This is a genomic window from Roseovarius conchicola (assembly GCF_041403425.1).
Lineage (GTDB): Bacteria > Pseudomonadota > Alphaproteobacteria > Rhodobacterales > Rhodobacteraceae > Roseovarius > Roseovarius conchicola.
Window position 1 is genome coordinate 289,717 of the sequence record NZ_JBGEHK010000004.1, and the last position, 21,006, is coordinate 310,722.

Genomic DNA, 21,006 nt, shown 5'->3' on the forward strand with positions numbered 1-21,006 from the left:
CCTGCAACTAAATTTTTATCGATTTTGTCTTAAAAACCTTGCTGAACAAAAAAATCTCCGTTTTTTAGGATTTTTAAATCCTTATAAAACAAAAAGTTAAATAGGTTTCCCGCATAAAAATAACCCCCTCCCAAAATGGCGCGAAACCCGACAAATTCCTGCCCGATTTGGCTGGCTATATCTCCCCATGCCGCAACGGTACAGGGTCAGTGAGCTAGCCCACGATGTGTTGAAGCGGTTGTTAACCTGAGTATCTGATCCTTTGGAGGGACAAACCATGAGCAAGTTCATTAACACTTTCCTGAAAGACGAAGACGGCGCCGTAACAGTTGACTGGGTCGTTCTGACCGCGGCCATCGTTGGTCTGGGCGTTGCTGGTATCGCAAGCGTTCAAACCGGCATCACCGGTCTGGCCAGCGAAATCGGCACAGCCGTGAACAACGACGGTTGGGTTGGCGAAGGTTCGGGCCAAGCAACACCTACCGAATAATATCGCCGCGCATCAGCGCAAACATTTGGCCGCACCCATATCGGGTGCGGCCTTTTGGTGTTTGTCGCAGCGAGATAAACCTGTCCGGTACGCCAACCCAAACGCACTTTGCCAAAGCCTCTAAACTGGCAGGCATTGTTGAAAGTCGCGAAACAACCATGCTGGCATCGACATTCTGCCACAATCATCAGAGACAAACAGCACCAATGATGCCTGATTGTGCATCGAAGAGATGTAATCTTGAAAGGAAAAGCCATGCGTTTGGTATTCGGACTTGTGCTTGTTTTAGGCCTCGGCCTGGCCGGCTTTGCCGTTTATATGGCGAAAAACTACATTAACGCCTATCAGACCCAACTGGCGAAAGAGCGGTCTCAGCGCGCGCCAGCCATCGAACTGGCAGATATCTATGTGGCCAATCGCCCGCTGAAATACGGCGAGACCATTCTGAAAAAAGACGTCAAGCTGATCAGCTTTCCACAGAAACACCTTCCCGAAGGAAGCTTTGCCACGGAAGAGGCCCTGTTCCCCAAAGGCGAAGATGAACCGCGCAAAGTGCTGCGGACCATGGAAAAGAACGAACCTGTTCTGAAAGTCAAAGTTTCCGGCCCCGGCGAAGAGGCTGGTATCGCCTCGCAGTTGGAGCGCGGCATGCGGGCCTTTGCGATCAAGGTTGACGTAACCTCAGGGGTGTCAGGCTTCCTGCGTCCTGGAGATCATGTCGATGTCTACTGGACCGGTCGTGTCGGTGGCGAGAATGTACGGACCGAAAACGACTCCACTGGCGAGGTGACCAAGCTGATTGAGACGAACGTACGCCTGATCGCCGTCGACCAGCAGGCCAATCAAAATACCTCGGGCACCACGCTGGCCCGCACTGTGACCGTAGCAGTCCCCCCCCAACAGGTTGCTGCTCTGGCCCAAGCGCAGGCCACGGGTCGTCTGACCTTGTCATTGGTCGGGGCTTTGGATGACACGATTTCCGAAGTTATCGAAGTGGACCAACGCCGTCTTCTGGGTCTGACCGAAGCCGAAACGGCCCAGGAAGTTGCCCAACAGGAAATCTGCACAATCCGCACCAATCGCGGCGGCGAAGTGGTGGTTAATCAGATCCCCTGCACGAACTAAATTACTTGAAATCAACCATGCTAAACGGGGCGTCCGATCGGGCGTCCCGTCTTTTTTCGGCAACGGTCGATTAAAAAAAACATCAATTACGCCCAAAAAACCTTTGATTCTTGAAATGTTTTTCGTTTTGGCGCACATTGCCTTCAATCATCGGGCACTAAGACCCAAAAACTGAGGCGTGATCGGAAAGGCAGGTCACATGAAAATCGTAGGTATTATCCGGTCAGCTCTTCTTGGGCTGATCATCGCTTCCGGACCCTTCGTTACCGAAGCTCTGGCAGAATCCATTCAAGTTGTGCGCAAAGGCACCGAACGGGAACTCAGCGTCCCGATGAACCGGGCCATTGTTGTAGAAAGTGACACCCCGTTTGCCGAACTCAGCATTGCGAACCCGCAAATCGCTGACTTCTCAACGCTTTCGGATCGTACCATCTATATTCTGGGCAAAACCCCAGGCATCACCACGTTGACCCTTCTGGATGCCACTGGCCGCCTGATCACCAACGTGAATGTGGCCGTCAGCCCAGATATCTCCGAGTTCAAAGAACGGCTGCGGCAGATCCTGCCTGGTGAGCGTATCGAAGTGCGCTCGGCCAATGACGGCATCGTGCTGTCGGGCACCGTTTCCAGCGTTCCGAAAATGGACCGCGCCCTTGATCTGGCCCAGCGTTACGCGCCCGAGCGGGTGTCTAATCTGATGTCAGTCACCGGCAAACAGCAGGTCATGCTGAAGGTTCGTTTTGCTGAAATGCAGCGCAGCGTGTCCAAAAGCCTTTCAGCGTCTCTCTCGGTTGACGGGCTTTCGGCGGCTGGCCTTGGCGCAGGGGTTGCAACACAAGGCGCTACCTCAAATGTAGGTCCCAGTGTGATTGGAACGGGTACCATTGGTGGCGAAACAGCGGCCGGGGCATCATTCTTTGGTTTCAACGCAGGTTCTGCCCAGATCGGAATTCTACTTCAGGCGCTTGAAAACAAAGGCGTTGTTCGCACGCTGGCCGAGCCAAATCTGACAGCGTTGTCGGGTCAGGAAGCCAACTTCCTTGCTGGTGGTGAGTTCCCGATCCCGGTTGCCCAGGACAATGATACCATCACCGTCGAATTCAAACCCTTCGGCGTCGAGCTGAACTTTGTTCCCCGCGTGATGGATGATGACATCATCAATCTGGAACTTTCGGCTGCGGTTTCGTCGATCGACAGCGCAAACTCCTTCGTGCAGGGCGAGCTTGAGATCGCCGGTTTCCGTCGACGCGATGCCTCGACTACGGTGGCACTGCGCGATGGTGAAAGCTTCGCGATCGCCGGTCTGCTACAAGACGACTTCCGCGACAACAACAGCCAGGTTCCGTGGCTGGGTGATGTTCCGGTTCTGGGCGCATTGTTCCGCAGTGCAGATTATCAACGCTCGCAAACCGAGTTGGTGATTATCGTGTCGGCCCATCTGGTGACCCCCACCAAAGGCGAGGCTTTGGCCCTGCCGACGGACCGGGTCAAATTACCGTCCGAGGCCGATTTGTTCCTCAACGGACGGGTTGCCAAGAATATCCGGGGCGCAGCTGGTGAAGTTGCCAAACAGGATTTCAGCGGCTCTTATGGCTACGTGATGGATTAAGGAAAGGCAGGGGCATATGAAACATCTTCTCGCAACTGCAGGTCTTGTCGCACTGACCGCCTGTACAGGAACACCGGGCGACGTACTCCGCTCGTATAACGAAACCGGCGGATTGGTGGATGGCGGCACGTTCGGCAACGCCAACATGCAAAACCATCTGGTCCATACCGGGCAGCAAAGCTATGTGTTTGACCTCTCAAACCGTTTTGCCAGCGAAGTACTGACCACGGTGAATTTCGCCTTCAACTCAGCCCAACTGGACGCTGGTGCACGTGATACGCTGCGCGAACAGGCCCGCTGGATCAAGCAATTCCCCGAGGTGCGCTTCAAGGTCTATGGCCATACCGATGCGGTTGGCTCGACCGGATACAACAAAAGTCTGGGACTGCGACGCGCAAGGGCCGCTGTGAACTTCCTCGTCTCTCAGGGGATCAGCCGCAACCGGCTTGAAGCGGTGGTGTCCTTCGGTGAAGCTCAACCACTGATCGTTACCCAGGGCCGCGAACGTCGCAATCGCCGCACGGTGACCGAAGTGTCGGGATTTGTGCAATCGCATCCGGTGATCATGAATGGCAAATATGCCGAAGTGGTCTTCCGCGAAACCATCCTAAGCGCCAAACCTGAATCCAATCTGATCCGCGCGGACAACGCAGGAAGTGTCGTTAGCGGCGAATAGTCGACATAGAAATCTCCCTGTCCGGCATCTGCCGGGCCAACTGAAAACCCGCCCATACCAGGGCGGGTTTCTTTTGTTTTTGGTGACGTGAAACGGCTTGCCGCGGCCTCACGAACGTTCTCGAATAACGCACAATTACGATCTTTTAGCCCAAATGTTGCCCATATTAGCGGGCAATCTCTGTCCCTGAGCCAATGCGTTTTTCTGGATATCCAGGCAATACAAGCAGGGAAATGCGCTTAATAAACAGCCATTTGGGGCATGCCCCTGCACAGGCGAACAGAAATGGAATCGAGTAACGATGTCGAGTAGTGCAATGAAACATCCCGAAGCCAGTCCTCTCACGGCCTGCACGATCAGCCGTGACGTTCAGAATTTTGATCTGTTGATCGAGGACATGGAAGCCATCCTTGGTGAAAGCTGGGGCGATCTTGGATTTTCTGAATCAATGGCTTTCTTCAATCAGCCCGACGCCGACAATCTCGAGTTTGTCGCGATTGCGATCGACACGACTGATGAGGATGAGATCGTTCTTCTGGGTGACATCATCACCCTTGCCAAGTCAAAGAACATCAAGGTGATCCTGATCGCCGAAGACGTCAGCCCCGCGGTGTTGCACCAGTTGTTGCGCCACGGCGCGGACGAGTTCGTCCCCTACCCTCTTCCCGAGAATGAACTGAAGGCTGCGATCGAACGACTGGAACAGCAACAGGCCCCCGCGCCTGCTCCGGAAACCGCCGCGACCCCCCAGTTGCCCGTCGGCGGCACACCTGGCGACGGTGTTTTGCTGGGCGTGCATGGCTTGGCCGGTGGAACCGGGGCCACGACCCTTGCCACAAACCTGGCCTGGGAATTGGCCAATGTGGAAAAAACAGACAACCCGCGGGTCTGCCTGTTGGATCTGGATCTGCAATGCGGGTCAGTCTCGACCTATCTCGATCTGCCGCGGCGCGACGTTGTCTACGAGATGTGGTCTGACACGGATGCGATGGATGACGATATCTTCAAACAGGCGCTCCTGTCTTACAAAGACAAGATGTGGGTGCTGACCGCACCGCGTGACATGTTGCCGCTTGACTTCATCACGCCTGAGGACGTGAGCCGGGTTCTGGAACTGGCGCGCCGACACTTTGACTATATCATCGTCGATCTGCCCAAGACGCTGGTCCAATGGTCCGAAACGGTTCTGACCGAGGCGCAGGTGTATTTTGCCACCATGGAGCTGGACATGCGGTCTGCCCAGAATGCCTTGCGCCTGAAACGGGCACTGAAGGCCGAAGGTTTGCCGTTTGAGAAGATCCGGTTCTGTCTGAACAAGGCTCCGAAATTCACCGACCTCAACGGCAAAAGCCGCGTCAAACGCATGTCCGAAAGCCTCGAGATCGGTATCGAGGTGCAATTGCCCGACGGCGGGCGCCCGGTACCGCAGTGCAACGATCACGGTGAACCCCTGCTTGAATCAGCGGCGAAAAACCCGCTGCGCAAAGAAATCATGAAATTGGCACGCTCCCTGCACGATCTGGGCAAGGATGACGCCGCAGCGGCGTAACGAAAGGGTAAACGATGTTTTCACGTTACAAAAAATCGGGTGGTCCAGCCAACAAATCCGCCTCGCCCGGAAAGGCAGCGGCCGAGGCCGAAGCCCCCAAAACCGCACCGGTCGAAGAAGCTGCGGCACCTGTTTCGCTGCGCAAGCCAGCCCCCAAGATTGCTGCGACCACCGTGCCGCAGGACAAGGAACGCAAACGCAAAGAGCGGCTGGGCGAGATCAAGATTGATCTGCACCGCTCGCTTCTGGACAACCTGAACCTGGCCGCGCTGGAAGACGCCACCGAAGCGGATCTGCGTGCCGAAATCGGCGCAATCACAGAGGAAGTGCTTCAGGAACGCAGCATCGTTCTGAACCGCGAAGATCGCACCACGCTGACCCAGGAACTTTATGACGAAGTCAAAGGCTTGGGCCCGCTTGAAACCCTGCTGCAAGATGAGACCGTGAACGATATCCTCGTGAACGGACCACACCAGATCTTCGTGGAACGCGCCGGTAAGTTGATGCTGTCGGACATCACCTTCAAGGATGAACGCCACCTGCTGCGTATCATCGACAAGATCGTCTCGGCCGTTGGTCGCCGCGTGGATGAATCCAACCCCTATGTTGACGCCCGTCTGGCTGACGGGTCGCGTTTCAACGCGATGGTCCCGCCGGTTGCCGTGGATGGCAGCCTTGTCTCCATTCGTAAGTTCAAAAAGGACAAGCTGGGGATTGACGACCTGGTCGCCTTTGGCGCCTTTTCTGAAGAGATGGCCGCCTATTTGCAGGCCGCTGTGGCCACACGTCTGAACGTAATTGTATCGGGCGGGACCGGTTCCGGTAAAACCACGACACTGAACGCGCTTTCATCCTTCATCGACAACGATGAACGCATCCTGACGATCGAGGATACGGCGGAACTTCAACTGCAACAAACCCACGTGGGCCGGATGGAAAGCCGCCCGCCGAACGTGGAAGGCAAAGGCGAGGTTTCCCCGCGCGATTGTCTGAAAAACGCTCTTCGGATGCGTCCTGACCGCATCATCGTTGGTGAGACGCGTGGCGAGGAAGTGATCGACATGCTGCAGGCCATGAACACCGGCCACGATGGATCAATGACCACGATCCACGCCAATAACCCGCGCGATGCGATTTCGCGTCTGGAAAACATGGTGGCGATGGCCGGCATCGAAATGCCGCTCAAGGCCGTTCGTTCGCAAATCGCTTCGGCTGTGCATCTGATGGTGCAGGCCTCGCGTTTGCAGGATGGTTCGCGCCGTATGACCTCGATCACCGAAGTGACGGGGATGGAAGGCGAAGTGATCTCCATGCAGGAAATCTTCCGCTTTCAGCGCGTGGGTCTGAGCCCTGACAACAAAATCATCGGGCATTTCACCGGTACCGGTGTCCGGTCGAACTTTTCCGAACGGTTCCGCCTGTGGGGCTACGATCTGCCTCCGCAGATCTTTGAACCAATTGCCGCGGAGTAAGGCACATGACCCTCAGTGCAGAACCAATTATCTATATCCTGATCTTCGTGGGCGTTCTTGTCCTCGTTGAAGGGCTTTACCTGACGGTGTTTGGCCGTTCGATCAGCCTGAACAGCCGGGTTAATCGCCGCCTCGAGATGCTGGACAAAAACACCAATCGCGAACAGGTGATGGAGCAGCTGCGCAAGGAAATGCAGCAGCATATGCGGTCCAAGAAAATCCCGCTTTATTCGATGCTGTCGGACAAGGCACAAAAGGCTGCAATCGCTTTTACACCCACCCAGCTGATGATGGTCATGGCCGGACTTAGCGCGGTGGCATTTATCGGTCTCTCGGTCGGCACGGCCAGTGGGTTGGCGGTGCGTATCGTGCTGTCCGTCGCGATGGGTGTTGGCGGGGTCTACACTTGGGTCAGCATGAAGGCTGGCAAGCGTATGGCGCTGCTGGAAGAACAACTGCCCGACGCAATTGAACTGATGGTCCGCTCATTGCGTGTAGGTCATCCGTTTTCCTCGGCCGTTGCAATCGTGGCCAGCGAGGTGGCCGATCCGCTCGCGACCGAGTTTGGTATGATCGCGGACGAGGCCGCTTACGGGCGCGAAATGGGCGAAGCGCTTCAGGAAATGGCGTCCCGACTGGATATGCAGGATTTGCGCTTTCTGGCGGTTGCCGTGACCATCCAACAACAATCCGGGGGTAACCTGGCGGAAATTCTGGACGGTCTGGCCAAGGTGATCCGCGCCCGCTTCCGCCTGTTCCGCCGTGTGAAGGCAATCACGGCCGAGGCACAATGGTCCGGCAAGTTCCTATCGGCTTTCCCGTTGATCGCCCTTGTCTGCATCAACCTGCTGGATCCGCATTATTACGACGAGGCCATGGAACACCCCTGGTTCATTCCGGCGTGCCTGGTGGTTGGGGTTTTCCTGACAGTTAACCTGATCGTCATGCGCGCCCTTGTAAACATTCGGGTCTGAAGAGGTAAAGATTATGCAATTCTTAACAGATATTCTTGGCCCCTTTGGCCCGATCATCGCCATGGGCACAGTTGGGTTCATCCTTATTGTTCTCGTCATTTTTGCGATCTTCAAAGAAAAGCAGGACCCGCTCGAGCGCCTCAAAGAGGCCAACCGCGACACGGGCGGCGACGACAGCAAGGCACGATTGCGGGCCGGCACAAAGAACAAGAAGCTGGAAAAATATGCCAACTTCCTTGAACCCCAAAACGAAGAGCAACTTAGCCAAATCCGCCTGACACTCATGCAGGCAGGTTATCGCCATCGTGATGCCGTGCGGTATTTCCATTTCGCACAGATGGCATTGGCCATCGGTTTTCTCATCCTCGGAGTGATTTACTTCCTGCTTGTGAAGGCGGGGGATGACTCAACCACGCAACAGGCGCTGACCTGGATCCTCGGACCCGGCTTGGTGGGGTACATGATCCCGAAATACTGGATCACCAAACGCCGCGAAAAGCGCCAGCAAGAGATCGAGGAGGGCTTTCCCGACAGTCTCGATATGATGCTGGTCTGTGTAGAAGCCGGCCAATCCATGGACCAGTCGATCATCCGCGTCTCGAAAGAGATGTATGTGTCCTTCCCGGCGCTGGCCGAGGAATATGAAATCGTCGCCCATCAGATCAAGGCCGGGCGCGACAAGCCAGCGGTGCTTGGCGAATTGGCAAAGCGGTGCGGCGTGCAGGATATCGCAAGTTTCACCACTGTTCTGATCCAAAGCCAGTCCTTCGGGACCTCGATTGCCGACGCCTTGCGGGTCTATGCGGGCGAGATGCGTGACAAACGGGTCATGCGTGCCGAAGAAAAAGCCAACAAGTTGCCGACAAAGATGACATTGGCAACGATGGCGCTTACAGTTCCGCCATTGTTGATCATTCTGGTTGGCCCGTCGGTTCTGGGCATCATGGAACTGTTTACCATGGGTATCGGAGGAGGCTCCGGAGGGTAAACGAAGACAGAGGCGCGATGTTGCGAGCGGGGCTCATCATTCTTGGCATTGCCGCGGTCCTGACGGGCTGCGGCGAAACCACATCCAACAACGGCCCCTTTGCGCCCGGCGTCGCCCGGAATGAGCAGGGTGTCGATCCGATGCTGGTCGGCCACCGGCTGATGGATGCAGGTGAACATGAGCTGGCCATCAAGTCGTATTCTCAGGCCGCGCTTGAACAAGGCATGACTGCCGAAGTGCTCTCGGGGATCGGCAGCGCCTATCTGGCTTTGGGCCGCGTCGGACAGGCCGAAGAACTGTTGCGCGATGCGATTGACGCCGATGAGACCTCGCCCGAAACGTGGAATAATCTGGGTGTTGCCCTGATGGAGCAGGGCGAAACCGCCGAGGCAGCACAGGTATTCCGTCGCGCATATGCCATAGACAATGGCCAAAGTGACTCAATTCGTGACAATTTACGCTTAGCACTCGCAAAAACAGAAAATCCTGTTTATGATGCTGAGATAGAGCAAGACTACAAAGTGGTACGGCGGGGCAGCAGTGACTTCCTGATCCGCAAGATACCCTGACTTGAGGCAGAGGCAGTAAAAGGACGCAAGAAAAATGCGCCACCCTATTCTTCTTTCCATCTGCGCGGCAGGCGCATTCGCTTTGGCTGGCTGTGAGAAATCCGGCGACCAGGAAGAGGTCGATCGCGCCCTTCAGGATCTGAATGTCGTTGATGAAACCAATCTCAACGATGTCATGTTGACCGTGGCAGATGCTGACGAGGCCGTGACTTATTTCAAACGCGCCACGACCGGACAACCGGACCGGATTGACCTGCAACGCGGATTGGCCAAATCCCTGATCCGCGCCGGGCGCAATGGCGAGGCCGTCGCCGCATGGCAGAAAGTTGTCGATCACGAGGACAGCACGGTGGATGACAAGGTCGACCTTGCCGATGCCCTGATCCGCAACAATGAATGGGATCGCGCAGATGAGATGCTTGATTCCGTCCCCCCCACCCATGAGACCTTCAAACGCTACCGGCTTGAGGCGATGATTGCCGACAGCAACAAGGAATGGAAAAAAGCCGACAGTTTCTATGAAACCGCTGTCGGCCTGACCACCCGCCCTGCCAGCGTGATGAACAACTGGGGGTATTCCAAGCTGAGCCGCGGTGATTTCCCTGGCGCTGAAAGACTGTTCGCCGAGGCGATCCAGAATGATCAAACGCTGTTTACGGCGAAAAACAACCTGATCCTGGCCCGCGGCGCGCAAAAGAAATACAGCTTGCCGGTGATCCCTTCGACCCAGGCGGAACGCGCGCAATTGCTTTATACGATGGGGCTTTCTGCCGTAAAACAAGGCGATACCACCATCGGCAAAGGCCTGTTGCGCGATGCAATCGACACCCACCCGCAGCACTTTGAAGAGGCCGTACGCTCGCTTCGGGCGCTGGAAGAAAACGCGTAAAAAGGCACCCCGGTGTCGCTTGCACTGACATATGCCGAAGGCTTGCTGTTTTTGCCCTTCGTGGCACCGATCTGCCTTTGGGTGATCTACAGCGACCTCTCAACAATGAAAATCACCAACATGTCGAACCTCGCCCTGTTGGTGATTTTCGTGGGTCTCGGGCTGTTTGTCCTCCCGATCGAAGCCTATGGCTGGAGGTTGGCGCAATTTGCCATCGTGTTGGTGATTGGGATCGTCGCCAATGCCATGGGAGTGATGGGCGCTGGTGACTCCAAATTTCTCGCCGCCGCGGCGCCCTTCGTGGCACCCGGAGATGGCATCGACATTCTGCTGATGCTGGGCGGGGTCACTATCGTCGCCGTTATCGCGCACCGGATTGTCAAGAACACCTCCTTGCGCCAAATGGCTCCGGACTGGGTCAGCTGGTCGCGACCCGGCAAATTTCCGATGGGTCTGGCGCTTGGCAGCACGCTGATCCTCTATCTTGCGCTGGGAGTGGTTCAGGGCACATAACACCCCCTGCCCCACACCTGCCGCGCCGGTTCCACAATTTCAGCACGTTTCTCTGCCAGTTTGCCCGGTGACGGGGTGCGCGACAGGCGTAGCCCACGATTTTGAGGCAAAAAAACAAGGTCTACGCAGATGAATATGCAAGTCAGCGGAAACGTTCAGGCTCCCCCGCCCCCAAGCACGCTCGAAGACATGCAGCTTCCGATCGTGATGATGCGGGATATCCTGCTGAAAACCATGTTCCGCAAGAACCTCGATCTGGTCAGCGAAATCGCCACCGCGATCTGCCTTCCTCGCGCTGTGACACAAGAGCTTGTCGACATGGCACGTCAGCAAAAACTGGTCGAGGCGACCGGGACACTGAATGCCAATTCGGGCGGCGAAATGGGCTATCAACTGACCGATGCGGGCAAATCGCGCACGCTGGATGCGCTGAGCCAGTCAGAGTATTTTGGCGCCATGCCAGTACCGCTGACGGTGTATCGCGAACAAATCAAACGCCAGTCGATCCGTAACATTCAGGTCACACGCGATCAGCTGACCAATGCGATGGGCCATCTGGTTCTGCCCAACGAATTGCTGGACCATCTGGGGCCGGCGGTATCGGCCGGGCGTTCGATCCTGATGTATGGCCCTCCGGGCAACGGGAAATCCTCGATCTCGAACGGTATCCGCGACGCGATGGGCGACAAGATCTACGTTCCGCGTGCGATTGAATATGCCGGGCAGGTGATCACCGTTTACGACCCGATCGTGCACTCCAAAGCAGAAGTCGAGATCGATGACCCCAATTCCCTGCGCCGCACACGCAGTTTCGACACGCGGTATGTGCGTTGCGAACGCCCCACGGTGATCACCGGGGGTGAATTGAGCCTTGATATGCTGGATCTGGTCTATAACCCGACCGCGCGGACCTATCAGGCGCCGCTGCAGCTGAAATCGACCGGCGGCATCTTTATCGTGGACGACCTTGGTCGTCAGGCCGAACCGCCACAGGCGCTGATCAACCGCTGGATCGTTCCGCTGGAAGAAAACAAGGATATTCTGGCCCTGCAATCGGGTGAGAAATTCGAGGTGCCGTTTGACACGCTGGTGATTTTCTCAACCAACTTCCACCCGAACGAGATCTTCGATAAGGCCGCTCTGCGCCGGATCTTCTTCAAGATCAAAATCGATGGTCCCAATCAGGAAGACTTCCTCAAGATTTTTGCCATGGTTGCCCGCAAACGTCAGGTTCCGCTGGACGAAGCAACACTCGTGCACCTGCTGAAGAAAAAATATCCCACGATCGACAACATCTACGCGAACTACCAACCGATCTTCCTGATCGACCAGATGATTTCGATCTGCGAGTTCGAGGGAATCCCCTATCAGATGTCCCCGGACCTGATGGACCGCGCCTGGGCGAACATGTTCGTCAAGGAAGAAAAAATCATTCACTAAAGTCAATGCGATTGGCGGGCCATATGATCGGCCCGCCAATTGCAGATTTAGTTACTCCAATTCGCGATAACCTCGTAGCCAGCTGGTTTCGGCGGCTCGGCCAGATGGTCAGCAAAAGCCGACCAAAGCTCAGCCACTTTCGGGGCATTCGCCTCAGACATGGCTTCACTCTCGACAACCGAGATCACATACCCGCTGCCATCATCTTTCATGACGTTGATGAAATTCTGGATCCCCGGCATGGCCATGATCTGACCGCGCAGCGAATGCATCAGTTGCGTGGCAGCGTCTTTTGACTCTGGTTTCATTCGGTATTCAGTTACGCGTGCAAACATCAGTTTCTCTCCCAAATTCAGTTATTCAAATTACCGGTGTCAAAACCGGCCTGTCTTTACTAGCATATTCTTTCAGGAATCCGAAAAACAGCAGATATCAACATCAGAAAAGCTGAAGTTAGCTTGGCAAAAAACCCCGCAATCGCTCTACATACGACCTATGACCACCTTGTCCAAAACCTTCACCGATTGGTTCGCCGCGCGCGGATGGTCGATCCATCCGCATCAGCAGGCGATGTTAGACCGGGCCGACGCCCCGGCACTGCTGCTGATCGCCCCAACCGGCGGCGGCAAGACTTTGGCCGGGTTCCTGCCCACGCTAACCGATCTTGCAACGCGTGAGCATACCGGCCTGCACACGCTTTACATCTCGCCGCTCAAGGCGCTGGCCGCCGATATCAAGCGCAATCTGCGCACCCCTGTGGATGAGATGGGCCTGTCGATACGCATCGAGGATCGCACAGGTGACACGTCATACACACAAAAACGCCGCCAGCGGGCCGACCCTCCGCACATCCTGCTGACCACTCCTGAAAGCCTTGCCCTGCTGACCTCATACGAGGATGCACCGCATATATTCGCCGGTCTCAAGCGTGTCGTTGTCGATGAAATCCACGCCCTGGCAGATAGCAAACGAGGCGATCAACTGATGCTGGCCCTGACCCGGTTGCAGGCGCTGTGCCCTGATCTGAAACGGGTCGGCCTGTCAGCCACGGTGGAGGATCCAAACGCCATTGCAACCCTGCTGGCCTGCCATCCCGATCCCTGCGATATCCTGTTGGCCGATCCCGGTCCGGACCCGGATATCTCGATGCTGGAAACCGAGGCCCATCCCCCCTGGTCTGGCGGTGGCGCGGCCCATGCCATCCCCGCTGTGATCGAGCAGATCAAGGCCCACACCACCACGCTGATTTTTCACAACACCCGCGCGCAGGCGGAAATTTTCTTTCATAATCTGTGGCTTGCCAATGATGAAGGCCTGCCCATCGGCATTCATCACGGCAGCCTTGATCGGGTGCAACGGGAACGGGTGGAAGGTGCGATGCAACGCGGCGAGCTGCGCGCGATTGTCTGCACAGGCAGCCTTGATCTCGGCATCGACTGGGGCGACGTGGATCTTGTCATCCAGATCGGCGCGCCCAAAAACGTCAAACGCCTCATCCAGAGGATCGGCCGCGCAAATCACCGCTATAACGCGCCCTCCAAGGCCCTTCTGGTGCCCGCCAACCGGTTTGAGGTGGTCGAATGCCTCGCCGCTCTTGAGGCCGCCCGCGATCATGATCTCGACGGTGAGGCACGCGGTCCCGGCCCGCTGGACGTGCTGTGCCAACACATCCTGATCCGGGCCTGCGCCGGGCCATTTGAAGCAGATGCGCTTTATGCCGAAATCACCACTGCCGGGGCCTATGCCAAGCTGTCGCCTGATGAATTCGATGATTGCCTGAGGTTTTGTGCCACCGGCGGCTATGCCTTGCGTGCCTATGATCAGTGGCAACGCCTGCTGCAACGCCCGGATGGCCAGTGGCAGCTACGCGATCCGCGGGCCGCCCGGCTGATCCGGATGAACATTGGCACAATTCAGGACACGGACACGCTGAAAGTGCGCCTGAAACGCAGCAGAGGCGGGAAGCCTTTGGGCGAGGTGGAAGAGAGCTTTGCCGCTACATTAACCCCCGGCGACACCTTCCTGATCGGCGGGCAGATCGTGCGGTTCGAATCCCTACGCGAAATGGTGGTCGAGGTCAGCCGCGACGCGCGACGCAAGCCCAAGATCGCCACGTTCATGGGCACGAAGTTCGCCACCTCGACGCAACTGTCACAGCGCATTCTGCATTTGTTTCAACAAGACGATTGGCCCGACCTGCCCGATCATACCCGAGAGTGGTTGCATCTTCAGCGCAGCATGTCGGCCCTGCCCGAACCGGGGCGATTGATGATCGAAAGCTTCCCGCGGGATGGGCGCGAACATGCCTGCGTCTATGGCTTTGCCGGGCGCAATGCACAGCAGACCCTGGGCTTGTTACTGACCAAGCGGATGGAGGAATTGGGGCTGGCACCCCTTGGGTTCGTCGCAACCGATTATGCCACGCTGATCTGGGGGCTGGAACCGCTCAGCGACCCGGCACCGCTGTTTGATCCCACCGCATTGCGCGACGGGCTTGAGGCGTGGTTGCAGGGGAACGCCTTGATGAAACGTACCTTTCGTGCCTCGGCCACCATAGCAGGGCTGATCCAACGCAACTCGCCACAGGCGCGCAAATCAGGGCGGCAAGCGACCATGTCGTCGGACATCATCTATGACACGCTGGCCAAGTATGACCCCGATCACCTGCTGCTGCGCATCACCCGGACCGAGGCGATGCGCGGGTTGATCGACTTTGGTCGGGTCGAGGACATGCTGGCACGCATCGGGCCACGGATTGATCTGCATCGCCTGCCGCATGTCTCGCCTCTCGCGGCCCCTCTGTTCCTGGAAATGGGCAAAACGCCGGTTGAAGGTATGGCGCAGGATCGCCTGATGGCTGAGGAGGCCGAGCGTTTGATGGCTGAGGCGGGGCTGACAACATAAGGCTTGCAATCACGCGCCTGCCAAGCCAAGAACATAGCATGAACGGGTATGATTTCACCCTTGCAGGCGTTCGCTTGATAGCCCTTGGATCGGGGGCGCTGTTTTGGCCTGATCAAGGGCTGCTTTGTGTGTCAGACCTGCATCTGGGCAAATCCGAGCGCCGTGCCCGGCTGGGCGAGCCGCCCTTGCCCCCTTATGAAACCCGCGACACCCTGATGCGGCTGGAGGCGGATTTGGCGGCCACCGGGGCCACAACCGTGGTGTGTCTTGGCGACAGTTTTGATGATCTGGCCGCCGCGCAGGCCCTCTCGGACAGCGAAAAACTGTGGATCGCCCGCCTTCAGGCCGGACGGCGCTGGATCTGGATCGAGGGCAATCACGATCCGGGTCCGCTTGATCTGGGCGGGACGCACCTGTCCGAACTGCCTTTGCCGCCGCTAACCTTCCGCCATATTGCCAGGCCGGGCCACAGTGGCGAGGTATCCGGCCACTACCACCCCAAAGCCACCTTGCAGGCCCGCGGGCGCAGTGTGACCCGGCCTGCCTTTCTGGTCGACAGTGATCGGATGATCATGCCCGCCTATGGAACCTATACCGGCGGTTTGCGCAGCCATGATAGCGCCCTCACACAACTGATGCGCAAAGAGGCGCTTGCGGTGCTGACCGGCACTACCCTGCATGCAATGCCAATGCCGCGTTAAGCTGTAGGCACTGTTTTGGGAACAATCCCCGCCTCTTCCAGTGCAGGGCGGTATTTGCGGCTGACCGGGATGCGATCACCATTGCTCAGCACCACCAGGGTTTTTTGGCGGTCGCCGCGGTCCACGCCGACGATGGCCGCCAAAGCAACCCAGTGCGAGCGGTGCGTGCACATGCCCTCAACCGGTTCCATCTCGTTGATCGCATCCGTCAGGCGCAGGCGCAGGGTCGCGCGCCCCATTTCCGTGGCCACTTCCACATGATGGTCATTCGCCGACAGACGCAACACCGGTGCGCGCAGCTCGGGCGGCAGCCGACGCAACAGGCGCGGTTCGACCATGGCCCTTTCCCGCGCCGCAGTGATCAGTTCTTCATCCGTTGGACAGGGTTGCAGCCGCCGGCGCAGCGCAAATATCGCCACCGACAAGATAAAGGTATTCGCGGTGATGGCCGAGCCGTTCACATAAAGCCCGTCAGCAAACTGCGCCAGATACATCCGCAGCCCGAAAACACATGGTGCAAAGACAACCGTCATTATCATCGAGGCAAGCAAATCCGTCGTCCACGGCCGCTCAAGCCCGACCAGCGCCACGCTTAACGCATATACGCCAAAGCCCAGAAAAATGGCGCCGGCGACCACACAAAACCAGTAGAAAGTGCGGAGTTCCCAATCCATCGCCTCGTAGGTGCCAAACGGGCCCGCGACGACTGTCCCCAGCCAACAAACCGCGAAAATGAAGCCAGTGATCGGGGAAAACAGCCGCTCATAAGTGACGGCGAAACTCTTTCTGATCTCTTCCAAATTCGGCATACTCACAAAACCTGCCTTCATTTCTGATAGTTGACAGGCGGGAACTCAACCCAAAATAACTTCACAATCCTGTAACTACCGTTAGGATGCAATTCGAGAGGTCAGTGCAATATGGGAAATCCCGTAGAACTTTCCCCAAATATCCATGAAAAGATCATGGCGAGCTTCGACGCTCAATCGATGATGGCGACATTCGGAGCCTCGTTGCAGATGTCCAGCCCCGGTCTGGCCCAGATATCTGCCCCGATTCTTCAAGGCAGCCTTCAGCAACAGGGCTTTGCCCATGCGGGCCTGACCTTCGCCATTGGGGACAGCGCGGCGGGATATGCGGCCCTGTCGCTGATGCCCGAGGATCACGAGGTTCTGACCACCGAGATGAAGATCAACCTGCTGGCCCCCGGCCAGGGCGATTTGCTGATTGCACGGGGTCGCGTGGTCAAGCCGGGACGGCGATTGATGGTTGTGCAGTCGGATGTCTTTGCCATCACCGACGGCGTTGAAAAACACATTGCCCTTCTGACCGGCACGATGATGCCGGTGGCGATGGGGTAGGTATTTTATATTTCGCTTATATAAGCAAATCGATATATAAAACCTCATGCTGCACACCACAGATCAGAAATTCGCTGCACTTGCCGACCCGACACGCCGCGCATTGTTGGCACGCTTGTCCCAGGGGGCGGCAACGGTCGGTGAATTGTCCGCCCCGCTGGATATGAGCCAACCCAACGTGTCCCGCCATCTGAAAATTCTGACTGAGGCGGGACTGATCACCCGCGAAGTTCAGGCACAGTACCGGGTGTATCGCCTCGCCCCCGATGCGCTCGATGGCATCGACGCGTGGATCGCAAGGCTTCGCACGGCGCTGGAGGCGAATTACGATCGCCTCGACACAGTCCTGTTTGACATGCAAAACCGTAAGAGCTGAGGATACCATGCCCCTTGAAATAGAGCTGCACGGCGAAACCGCCCTGATTGTCACCCGCCGCTTTACCGCGCCACCCGCCACCGTTTACACCGCTCATACGGATGCTGATCTGGTGCAGAAATGGATGCTCGGACCGCCAGGCTGGTTCATGCCAGTCTGCGAATATGACGCGCGGGTCGGCGGCAAAATCCGCATCCAGTGGCGCTCGGAGGATGGCGAGGAACTGTTGCTGACGGGTGAATTCCTGTCGCTCGATCCGCCGCATCGGATGGTCCATACCGAAATCTTCCACATGCCCGATCCTGCGCCCACCAATACCATCACCACAACTTTCAAGGACGATGGAGAAGGTGGATGTCTGCTGCATATGGTGATGGAACTGCCTGACGCAGATGCGCGTCAGGCGATGCTCGACATGGGGATGGCCGAGGGTATGGAGCAAAGCTATGCCCGGCTGGACGCCATTCTCTGAACGACGCCCACGCCCGGATCGTCTCAGGCAGTCAGTCCTTCCGGTTCCGCCAGCCCGTTGGCCCGGCAACAGGCCGTCACGGTGTTGGCCAGCAGGCAGGCAATGGTCATCGGTCCAACGCCACCCGGCACAGGCGTGATCGCCCCGGCCCGTTCGGATGCGGAGGCAAAGTCCACATCACCCACCAGCTTGTTTTTGCCGTCGCGTTCGATCCGGTTGATGCCCACGTCGATCACGGTGGCACCTTCCTTGATCCAGTCGCCCGGCACCATTTCAGGGCGGCCCACGGCGGCCACCACAATATCGGCGCGACGCACAACATCAGGCAAATCCTTGGTGCGCGAATGCGCGATGGTCACGGTGCAGCTGTCGCCCAGCAGCAGCTGCGCCATCGGCTTGCCCACGATGTTGGAGCGGCCAATGACCACCGCATCCATGCCAGACAGGCTGCCATGATGATCGCGCAGCATCATAAGGCACCCCAACGGCGTGCAAGGCACCATTGATTTCTGACCGGTGCCCAGCAGGCCCACGTTTGAAATATGGAACCCGTCCACGTCCTTGGCCGGATCAATCGAATTGATCACCAGATCCTCGTTCAGATGCCCGGGCAGCGGCAATTGCACCAGAATGCCATGTACCTCCGGATCTTTGTTCAGCTTGTCGATCAGCGACAGCAACACACCTTCCGAGGTATCGGCATCCAGTTTGTGCTCGTAAGAATTCATACCCACTTCGACGGTCTGCTTGCCTTTCGAGCGGACATAAACCTGGCTTGCCGGGTCTTCGCCCACCAGAACCACGGCCAGCCCGGGTGTGATGTCATTTTCTTCCTTCAGACGTGCCACATGGCCTGCCACTTTCTCACGCACGGTGGCCGCAAACGCCTTGCCGTCGATAATCTGCGCTGTCATTTTCGTCTTTCCTTTCAAACAGGTAAGGCGGGGAAACCCCCGCCCTACGCTATGATTGGTAGGGCGGGGTTCACCCCGCCGCTCATTTCTTAGAACAAGCCTTCGATCTGGCCGTCTTCATTCAGATGAATGCTCATCGCCGCAGGCTTGCTGGGCAGGCCCGGCATGGTCATGATCTCGCCGCAGACCACAACAACGAACCCGGCACCAGCACTCAGGCGCACTTCGCGGACCGGTACGGAATGTCCCGTGGGCGCCCCGCGCAAGTTGGGGTCGGTCGAAAAGCTGTACTGCGTTTTCGCCATGCAGACCGGCAGATCGCCATAGCCCTGCTCTTCCCACAGCTTCAGCTGATCGCGGATTTTCTTGTCGGCCAGAACCTCATCGGCGCGGTAAATGCGCTTGGCAATGGTCTCCACCTTCTCAAACAGCGACATTTCGTCCGGATAGATCGGTGCGAAATTGGCATTGCCCGCATCCACAACCTCAACCACCTTCCTGGCAAGATCCTCCGATCCTTCCGAACCGAATTCCCAATGCTTGGACACAACGGCCTCCGCCCCATGATCGTTTACATACGCGGCCACGGCATCCACTTCGGCGTCCGTGTCGGTGACGAAATGGTTGATTGCGACAACCACGGGAACGCCAAAGGATTTCAGGTTTTCGATGTGACGGCCAAGGTTCGGACAGCCCGCCTTCACGGCTTCTACGTTTTCCGGCCCCAGATCTGCTTTCGCAACACCACCGTTCATCTTCATCGCCCGGATCGTGGCCACCAGAACCACCGCCGAGGGCGCAAGCCCGGCTTTGCGGCACTTGATATTCATGAACTTCTCGGCACCCAGATCGGCGCCAAACCCGGCTTCTGTCACCACGTAGTCGGCGATTTTCAAAGCTGTAGTGGTGGCAATCACCGAGTTACAGCCATGCGCGATGTTGGCAAACGGGCCGCCATGCACAAAGGCCGGGTTGTTTTCCAGTGTCTGCACCAGGTTGGGCTGCATCGCGTCTTTCAGCAAAACAGTCATCGCACCCTCGGCACCAATATCGCGGCAGAAGACTGGCGAGCGGTCGCGGCGATAGGCCACGATCATGTCGCCCAGACGTTTCTCCAGGTCCTTGAGATCCTTGGCCAGGCACAGGATCGCCATAACCTCGGAGGCCACGGTGATGTCAAACCCGTCTTCGCGCGCAAAGCCGTTGGACACGCCGCCCAGAGACGAGGTGATCTGACGCAAGGACCGGTCATTCATGTCGACAACACGGCGCCAGGTGACACGACGGGTATCAATCCCGGCCTCGTTACCCCAGTAAATGTGGTTGTCCAGCATCGCGCTCAGAAGCGAGTGCGCCGAGGTGATCGCATGGAAATCGCCAGTGAAGTGAAGGTTCATATCCTCCATCGGAACGACCTGCGCATAGCCACCACCGGCAGCCCCGCCCTTCATCCCAAAATTCGGCCCCAGGCTGGCCTCGCGGATACAGACCATCGCCTTCTTGCCGATCCGGTTCAGGCCATCGCCCAGACCCACGGTCGTGGTGGTCTTACCTTCGCCCGCAGGCGTGGGATTGATTGCGGTCACAAGGATCAGTTTGCCGTTCTCATTGCTCTGAACCGAGTTGATATAGGCCTGACTGACCTTCGCCTTGTCATGGCCATAAGGCAGCAGATGCTCCGTCGGAATGCCCAGCTTGTCACCAATCTCCTGGATCGGTTTCTTCTGCGCCTCGCGGGCAATTTCAATGTCGGACTTATAGCTCATGTCGGTTCCCTCATGCAGACAAGGCGGAAATGCTGATCTGCTATAGCTGGTCTGCCACGGTATACAAATTGCGAATCCGACATTTCCACCGCTTGTTGCGGCGGGCCCCCGCCCCGGCGTTTCGGATCGGAAACAGCATGCCCCTCGAATAAAGGCACAGCGGCTACGTCCCTGCTCTTAAAATACTCACGTCAATGACCGCTTATCCAAGCGCCACG

21 protein-coding genes are annotated in these 21,006 nt (G+C 57.3%); 17 read left to right on the forward strand and 4 right to left on the reverse strand.

Translation table 11 applies throughout. The features are described 5' to 3' along the window. Window positions 1-277: 277 nt before the first annotated feature. The 12 genes from V6N02_RS13520 to V6N02_RS13575 all read left to right on the forward strand — a co-directional run bounded on the left by V6N02_RS13520 (window position 278) and on the right by V6N02_RS13575 (window position 12,294). Window positions 278-490, forward strand: coding sequence for a Flp family type IVb pilin (locus V6N02_RS13520; protein WP_371226126.1), 213 nt, complete (start codon window positions 278-280; stop codon window positions 488-490). A 255-nt stretch (window positions 491-745) separates the two neighbouring features. Further along, window positions 746-1,615, forward strand: a complete 870-nt coding sequence (cpaB, locus tag V6N02_RS13525) for a Flp pilus assembly protein CpaB (protein WP_371226127.1) — start codon at window positions 746-748, stop codon at window positions 1,613-1,615. Window positions 1,616-1,814: 199 nt separating this feature from the next. Beyond that, the gene (locus V6N02_RS13530; RefSeq protein ID WP_371226128.1) at window positions 1,815-3,224 is read left to right on the forward strand and encodes a type II and III secretion system protein family protein; all 1,410 of its coding nucleotides are present in this window, start codon (window positions 1,815-1,817) and stop codon (window positions 3,222-3,224) included. A 16-nt stretch (window positions 3,225-3,240) separates the two neighbouring features. Further along, entirely contained in the window at window positions 3,241-3,900 is a 660-nt protein-coding gene (locus V6N02_RS13535) for an OmpA family protein (protein WP_371226129.1), read from the forward strand. Between the two features lie 301 nt (window positions 3,901-4,201). Beyond that, the gene (locus V6N02_RS13540) at window positions 4,202-5,449 is read left to right on the forward strand and encodes a CpaE/TadZ family protein (RefSeq protein ID WP_371226130.1); all 1,248 of its coding nucleotides are present in this window, start codon (window positions 4,202-4,204) and stop codon (window positions 5,447-5,449) included. Between the two features lie 14 nt (window positions 5,450-5,463). After that, complete coding sequence (locus V6N02_RS13545; RefSeq protein WP_371226131.1) at window positions 5,464-6,921, forward strand: TadA family conjugal transfer-associated ATPase; 1,458 nt, start codon at window positions 5,464-5,466, stop codon at window positions 6,919-6,921. 5 nt (window positions 6,922-6,926) lie between these two features. Beyond that, window positions 6,927-7,895 carry a type II secretion system F family protein gene (locus V6N02_RS13550; RefSeq protein ID WP_371226132.1) on the forward strand — a complete coding sequence of 323 codons (969 nt, stop codon included), beginning with the start codon at window positions 6,927-6,929 and terminating at the stop codon, window positions 7,893-7,895. Between the two features lie 13 nt (window positions 7,896-7,908). Beyond that, complete coding sequence (locus V6N02_RS13555; RefSeq protein ID WP_371226133.1) at window positions 7,909-8,883, forward strand: type II secretion system F family protein; 975 nt, start codon at window positions 7,909-7,911, stop codon at window positions 8,881-8,883. Between the two features lie 17 nt (window positions 8,884-8,900). After that, window positions 8,901-9,452 carry a tetratricopeptide repeat protein gene (locus V6N02_RS13560; protein ID WP_371226134.1) on the forward strand — a complete coding sequence of 184 codons (552 nt, stop codon included), beginning with the start codon at window positions 8,901-8,903 and terminating at the stop codon, window positions 9,450-9,452. A 34-nt stretch (window positions 9,453-9,486) separates the two neighbouring features. Further along, window positions 9,487-10,341: a tetratricopeptide repeat protein gene (locus V6N02_RS13565; protein ID WP_371226135.1), complete on the forward strand. Its 855-nt coding sequence runs from the start codon at window positions 9,487-9,489 to the stop codon at window positions 10,339-10,341. Between the two features lie 12 nt (window positions 10,342-10,353). Next, window positions 10,354-10,854, forward strand: coding sequence for an A24 family peptidase (locus tag V6N02_RS13570; RefSeq protein ID WP_371226136.1), 501 nt, complete (start codon window positions 10,354-10,356; stop codon window positions 10,852-10,854). 129 nt (window positions 10,855-10,983) lie between these two features. Then, window positions 10,984-12,294 (forward strand): ATPase, encoded by a 1,311-nt coding sequence (locus V6N02_RS13575; RefSeq protein ID WP_371226137.1) that lies wholly within the window; start codon window positions 10,984-10,986, stop codon window positions 12,292-12,294. Between the two features lie 47 nt (window positions 12,295-12,341). On the opposite strand, the gene V6N02_RS13580 is transcribed toward V6N02_RS13575, so the two are convergent. Further along, on the reverse strand, window positions 12,342-12,602 hold the full coding sequence (locus tag V6N02_RS13580; RefSeq protein ID WP_371226138.1) for a hypothetical protein: 261 nt from the start codon (window positions 12,600-12,602) through the stop codon (window positions 12,342-12,344). Between the two features lie 187 nt (window positions 12,603-12,789). On the opposite strand from V6N02_RS13580, the gene V6N02_RS13585 reads away from it, so the two are divergent. Together V6N02_RS13585 and pdeM are read left to right on the forward strand one after the other, a co-directional pair. Beyond that, entirely contained in the window at window positions 12,790-15,198 is a 2,409-nt protein-coding gene (locus V6N02_RS13585; RefSeq protein WP_371226139.1) for a ligase-associated DNA damage response DEXH box helicase, read from the forward strand. A gap of 38 nt (window positions 15,199-15,236) precedes the next feature. Beyond that, window positions 15,237-15,899, forward strand: a complete 663-nt coding sequence (gene pdeM, locus V6N02_RS13590; protein WP_371226140.1) for a ligase-associated DNA damage response endonuclease PdeM — start codon at window positions 15,237-15,239, stop codon at window positions 15,897-15,899. Here pdeM and V6N02_RS13595 read toward each other — a convergent pair. Then, the gene (locus V6N02_RS13595; protein WP_371226373.1) at window positions 15,896-16,708 is read right to left on the reverse strand and encodes a LytTR family DNA-binding domain-containing protein; all 813 of its coding nucleotides are present in this window, start codon (window positions 16,706-16,708) and stop codon (window positions 15,896-15,898) included. The two genes, pdeM and V6N02_RS13595, sit on opposite strands and share 4 nt — an antisense overlap. A gap of 156 nt (window positions 16,709-16,864) precedes the next feature. Here V6N02_RS13595 and V6N02_RS13600 point away from each other — a divergent pair, with 156 nt between their 5' ends. From V6N02_RS13600 to V6N02_RS13610, 3 genes are read left to right on the forward strand one after another with little or no spacing between them, the layout of a single operon-like run. Then, window positions 16,865-17,260, forward strand: coding sequence for a PaaI family thioesterase (locus tag V6N02_RS13600; protein WP_371226141.1), 396 nt, complete (start codon window positions 16,865-16,867; stop codon window positions 17,258-17,260). 46 nt (window positions 17,261-17,306) lie between these two features. Continuing rightward, entirely contained in the window at window positions 17,307-17,636 is a 330-nt protein-coding gene (locus V6N02_RS13605) for an ArsR/SmtB family transcription factor (protein WP_371226142.1), read from the forward strand. A 7-nt stretch (window positions 17,637-17,643) separates the two neighbouring features. Further along, window positions 17,644-18,108 (forward strand): SRPBCC domain-containing protein, encoded by a 465-nt coding sequence (locus tag V6N02_RS13610; protein ID WP_371226143.1) that lies wholly within the window; start codon window positions 17,644-17,646, stop codon window positions 18,106-18,108. 23 nt (window positions 18,109-18,131) lie between these two features. On the opposite strand, the gene folD is transcribed toward V6N02_RS13610, so the two are convergent. Together folD and V6N02_RS13620 are read right to left on the reverse strand one after the other, a co-directional pair. Further along, the gene (gene folD, locus V6N02_RS13615) at window positions 18,132-19,022 is read right to left on the reverse strand and encodes a bifunctional methylenetetrahydrofolate dehydrogenase/methenyltetrahydrofolate cyclohydrolase FolD (RefSeq protein ID WP_371226144.1); all 891 of its coding nucleotides are present in this window, start codon (window positions 19,020-19,022) and stop codon (window positions 18,132-18,134) included. Between the two features lie 89 nt (window positions 19,023-19,111). Beyond that, entirely contained in the window at window positions 19,112-20,788 is a 1,677-nt protein-coding gene (locus V6N02_RS13620) for a formate--tetrahydrofolate ligase (protein WP_371226145.1), read from the reverse strand. Between the last annotated feature and the right edge of the window lie 218 nt (window positions 20,789-21,006).

Bases quoted from the DNA above. Each gene is read 5' to 3' on its own strand.
- V6N02_RS13530 (WP_371226128.1), top strand. From the start codon at position 1,815: ATGAAAATCGTAGGTATTATCCGGTCAGCTCTTCTTGGGCTGATCATC.
- V6N02_RS13560 (WP_371226134.1), top strand. From the start codon at position 8,901: ATGTTGCGAGCGGGGCTCATCATTCTTGGCATTGCCGCGGTCCTGACG.
- V6N02_RS13535 (WP_371226129.1), top strand. From the start codon at position 3,241: ATGAAACATCTTCTCGCAACTGCAGGTCTTGTCGCACTGACCGCCTGT.
- V6N02_RS13520 (WP_371226126.1), top strand. From the start codon at position 278: ATGAGCAAGTTCATTAACACTTTCCTGAAAGACGAAGACGGCGCCGTA.
- V6N02_RS13555 (WP_371226133.1), top strand. From the start codon at position 7,909: ATGCAATTCTTAACAGATATTCTTGGCCCCTTTGGCCCGATCATCGCC.
- V6N02_RS13550 (WP_371226132.1), top strand. From the start codon at position 6,927: ATGACCCTCAGTGCAGAACCAATTATCTATATCCTGATCTTCGTGGGC.
- V6N02_RS13580 (WP_371226138.1), bottom strand. From the start codon at position 12,602: ATGAAACCAGAGTCAAAAGACGCTGCCACGCAACTGATGCATTCGCTG.
- V6N02_RS13610 (WP_371226143.1), top strand. From the start codon at position 17,644: ATGCCCCTTGAAATAGAGCTGCACGGCGAAACCGCCCTGATTGTCACC.
- V6N02_RS13540 (WP_371226130.1), top strand. From the start codon at position 4,202: ATGTCGAGTAGTGCAATGAAACATCCCGAAGCCAGTCCTCTCACGGCC.
- V6N02_RS13575 (WP_371226137.1), top strand. From the start codon at position 10,984: ATGAATATGCAAGTCAGCGGAAACGTTCAGGCTCCCCCGCCCCCAAGC.
- V6N02_RS13600 (WP_371226141.1), top strand. From the start codon at position 16,865: ATGGCGAGCTTCGACGCTCAATCGATGATGGCGACATTCGGAGCCTCG.
- folD (WP_371226144.1), bottom strand. From the start codon at position 19,022: ATGACAGCGCAGATTATCGACGGCAAGGCGTTTGCGGCCACCGTGCGT.
- cpaB (WP_371226127.1), top strand. From the start codon at position 746: ATGCGTTTGGTATTCGGACTTGTGCTTGTTTTAGGCCTCGGCCTGGCC.
- V6N02_RS13565 (WP_371226135.1), top strand. From the start codon at position 9,487: ATGCGCCACCCTATTCTTCTTTCCATCTGCGCGGCAGGCGCATTCGCT.
- V6N02_RS13605 (WP_371226142.1), top strand. From the start codon at position 17,307: ATGCTGCACACCACAGATCAGAAATTCGCTGCACTTGCCGACCCGACA.
- V6N02_RS13585 (WP_371226139.1), top strand. From the start codon at position 12,790: ATGACCACCTTGTCCAAAACCTTCACCGATTGGTTCGCCGCGCGCGGA.
- V6N02_RS13545 (WP_371226131.1), top strand. From the start codon at position 5,464: ATGTTTTCACGTTACAAAAAATCGGGTGGTCCAGCCAACAAATCCGCC.
- V6N02_RS13595 (WP_371226373.1), bottom strand. From the start codon at position 16,708: ATGCCGAATTTGGAAGAGATCAGAAAGAGTTTCGCCGTCACTTATGAG.
- pdeM (WP_371226140.1), top strand. From the start codon at position 15,237: ATGAACGGGTATGATTTCACCCTTGCAGGCGTTCGCTTGATAGCCCTT.
- V6N02_RS13620 (WP_371226145.1), bottom strand. From the start codon at position 20,788: ATGAGCTATAAGTCCGACATTGAAATTGCCCGCGAGGCGCAGAAGAAA.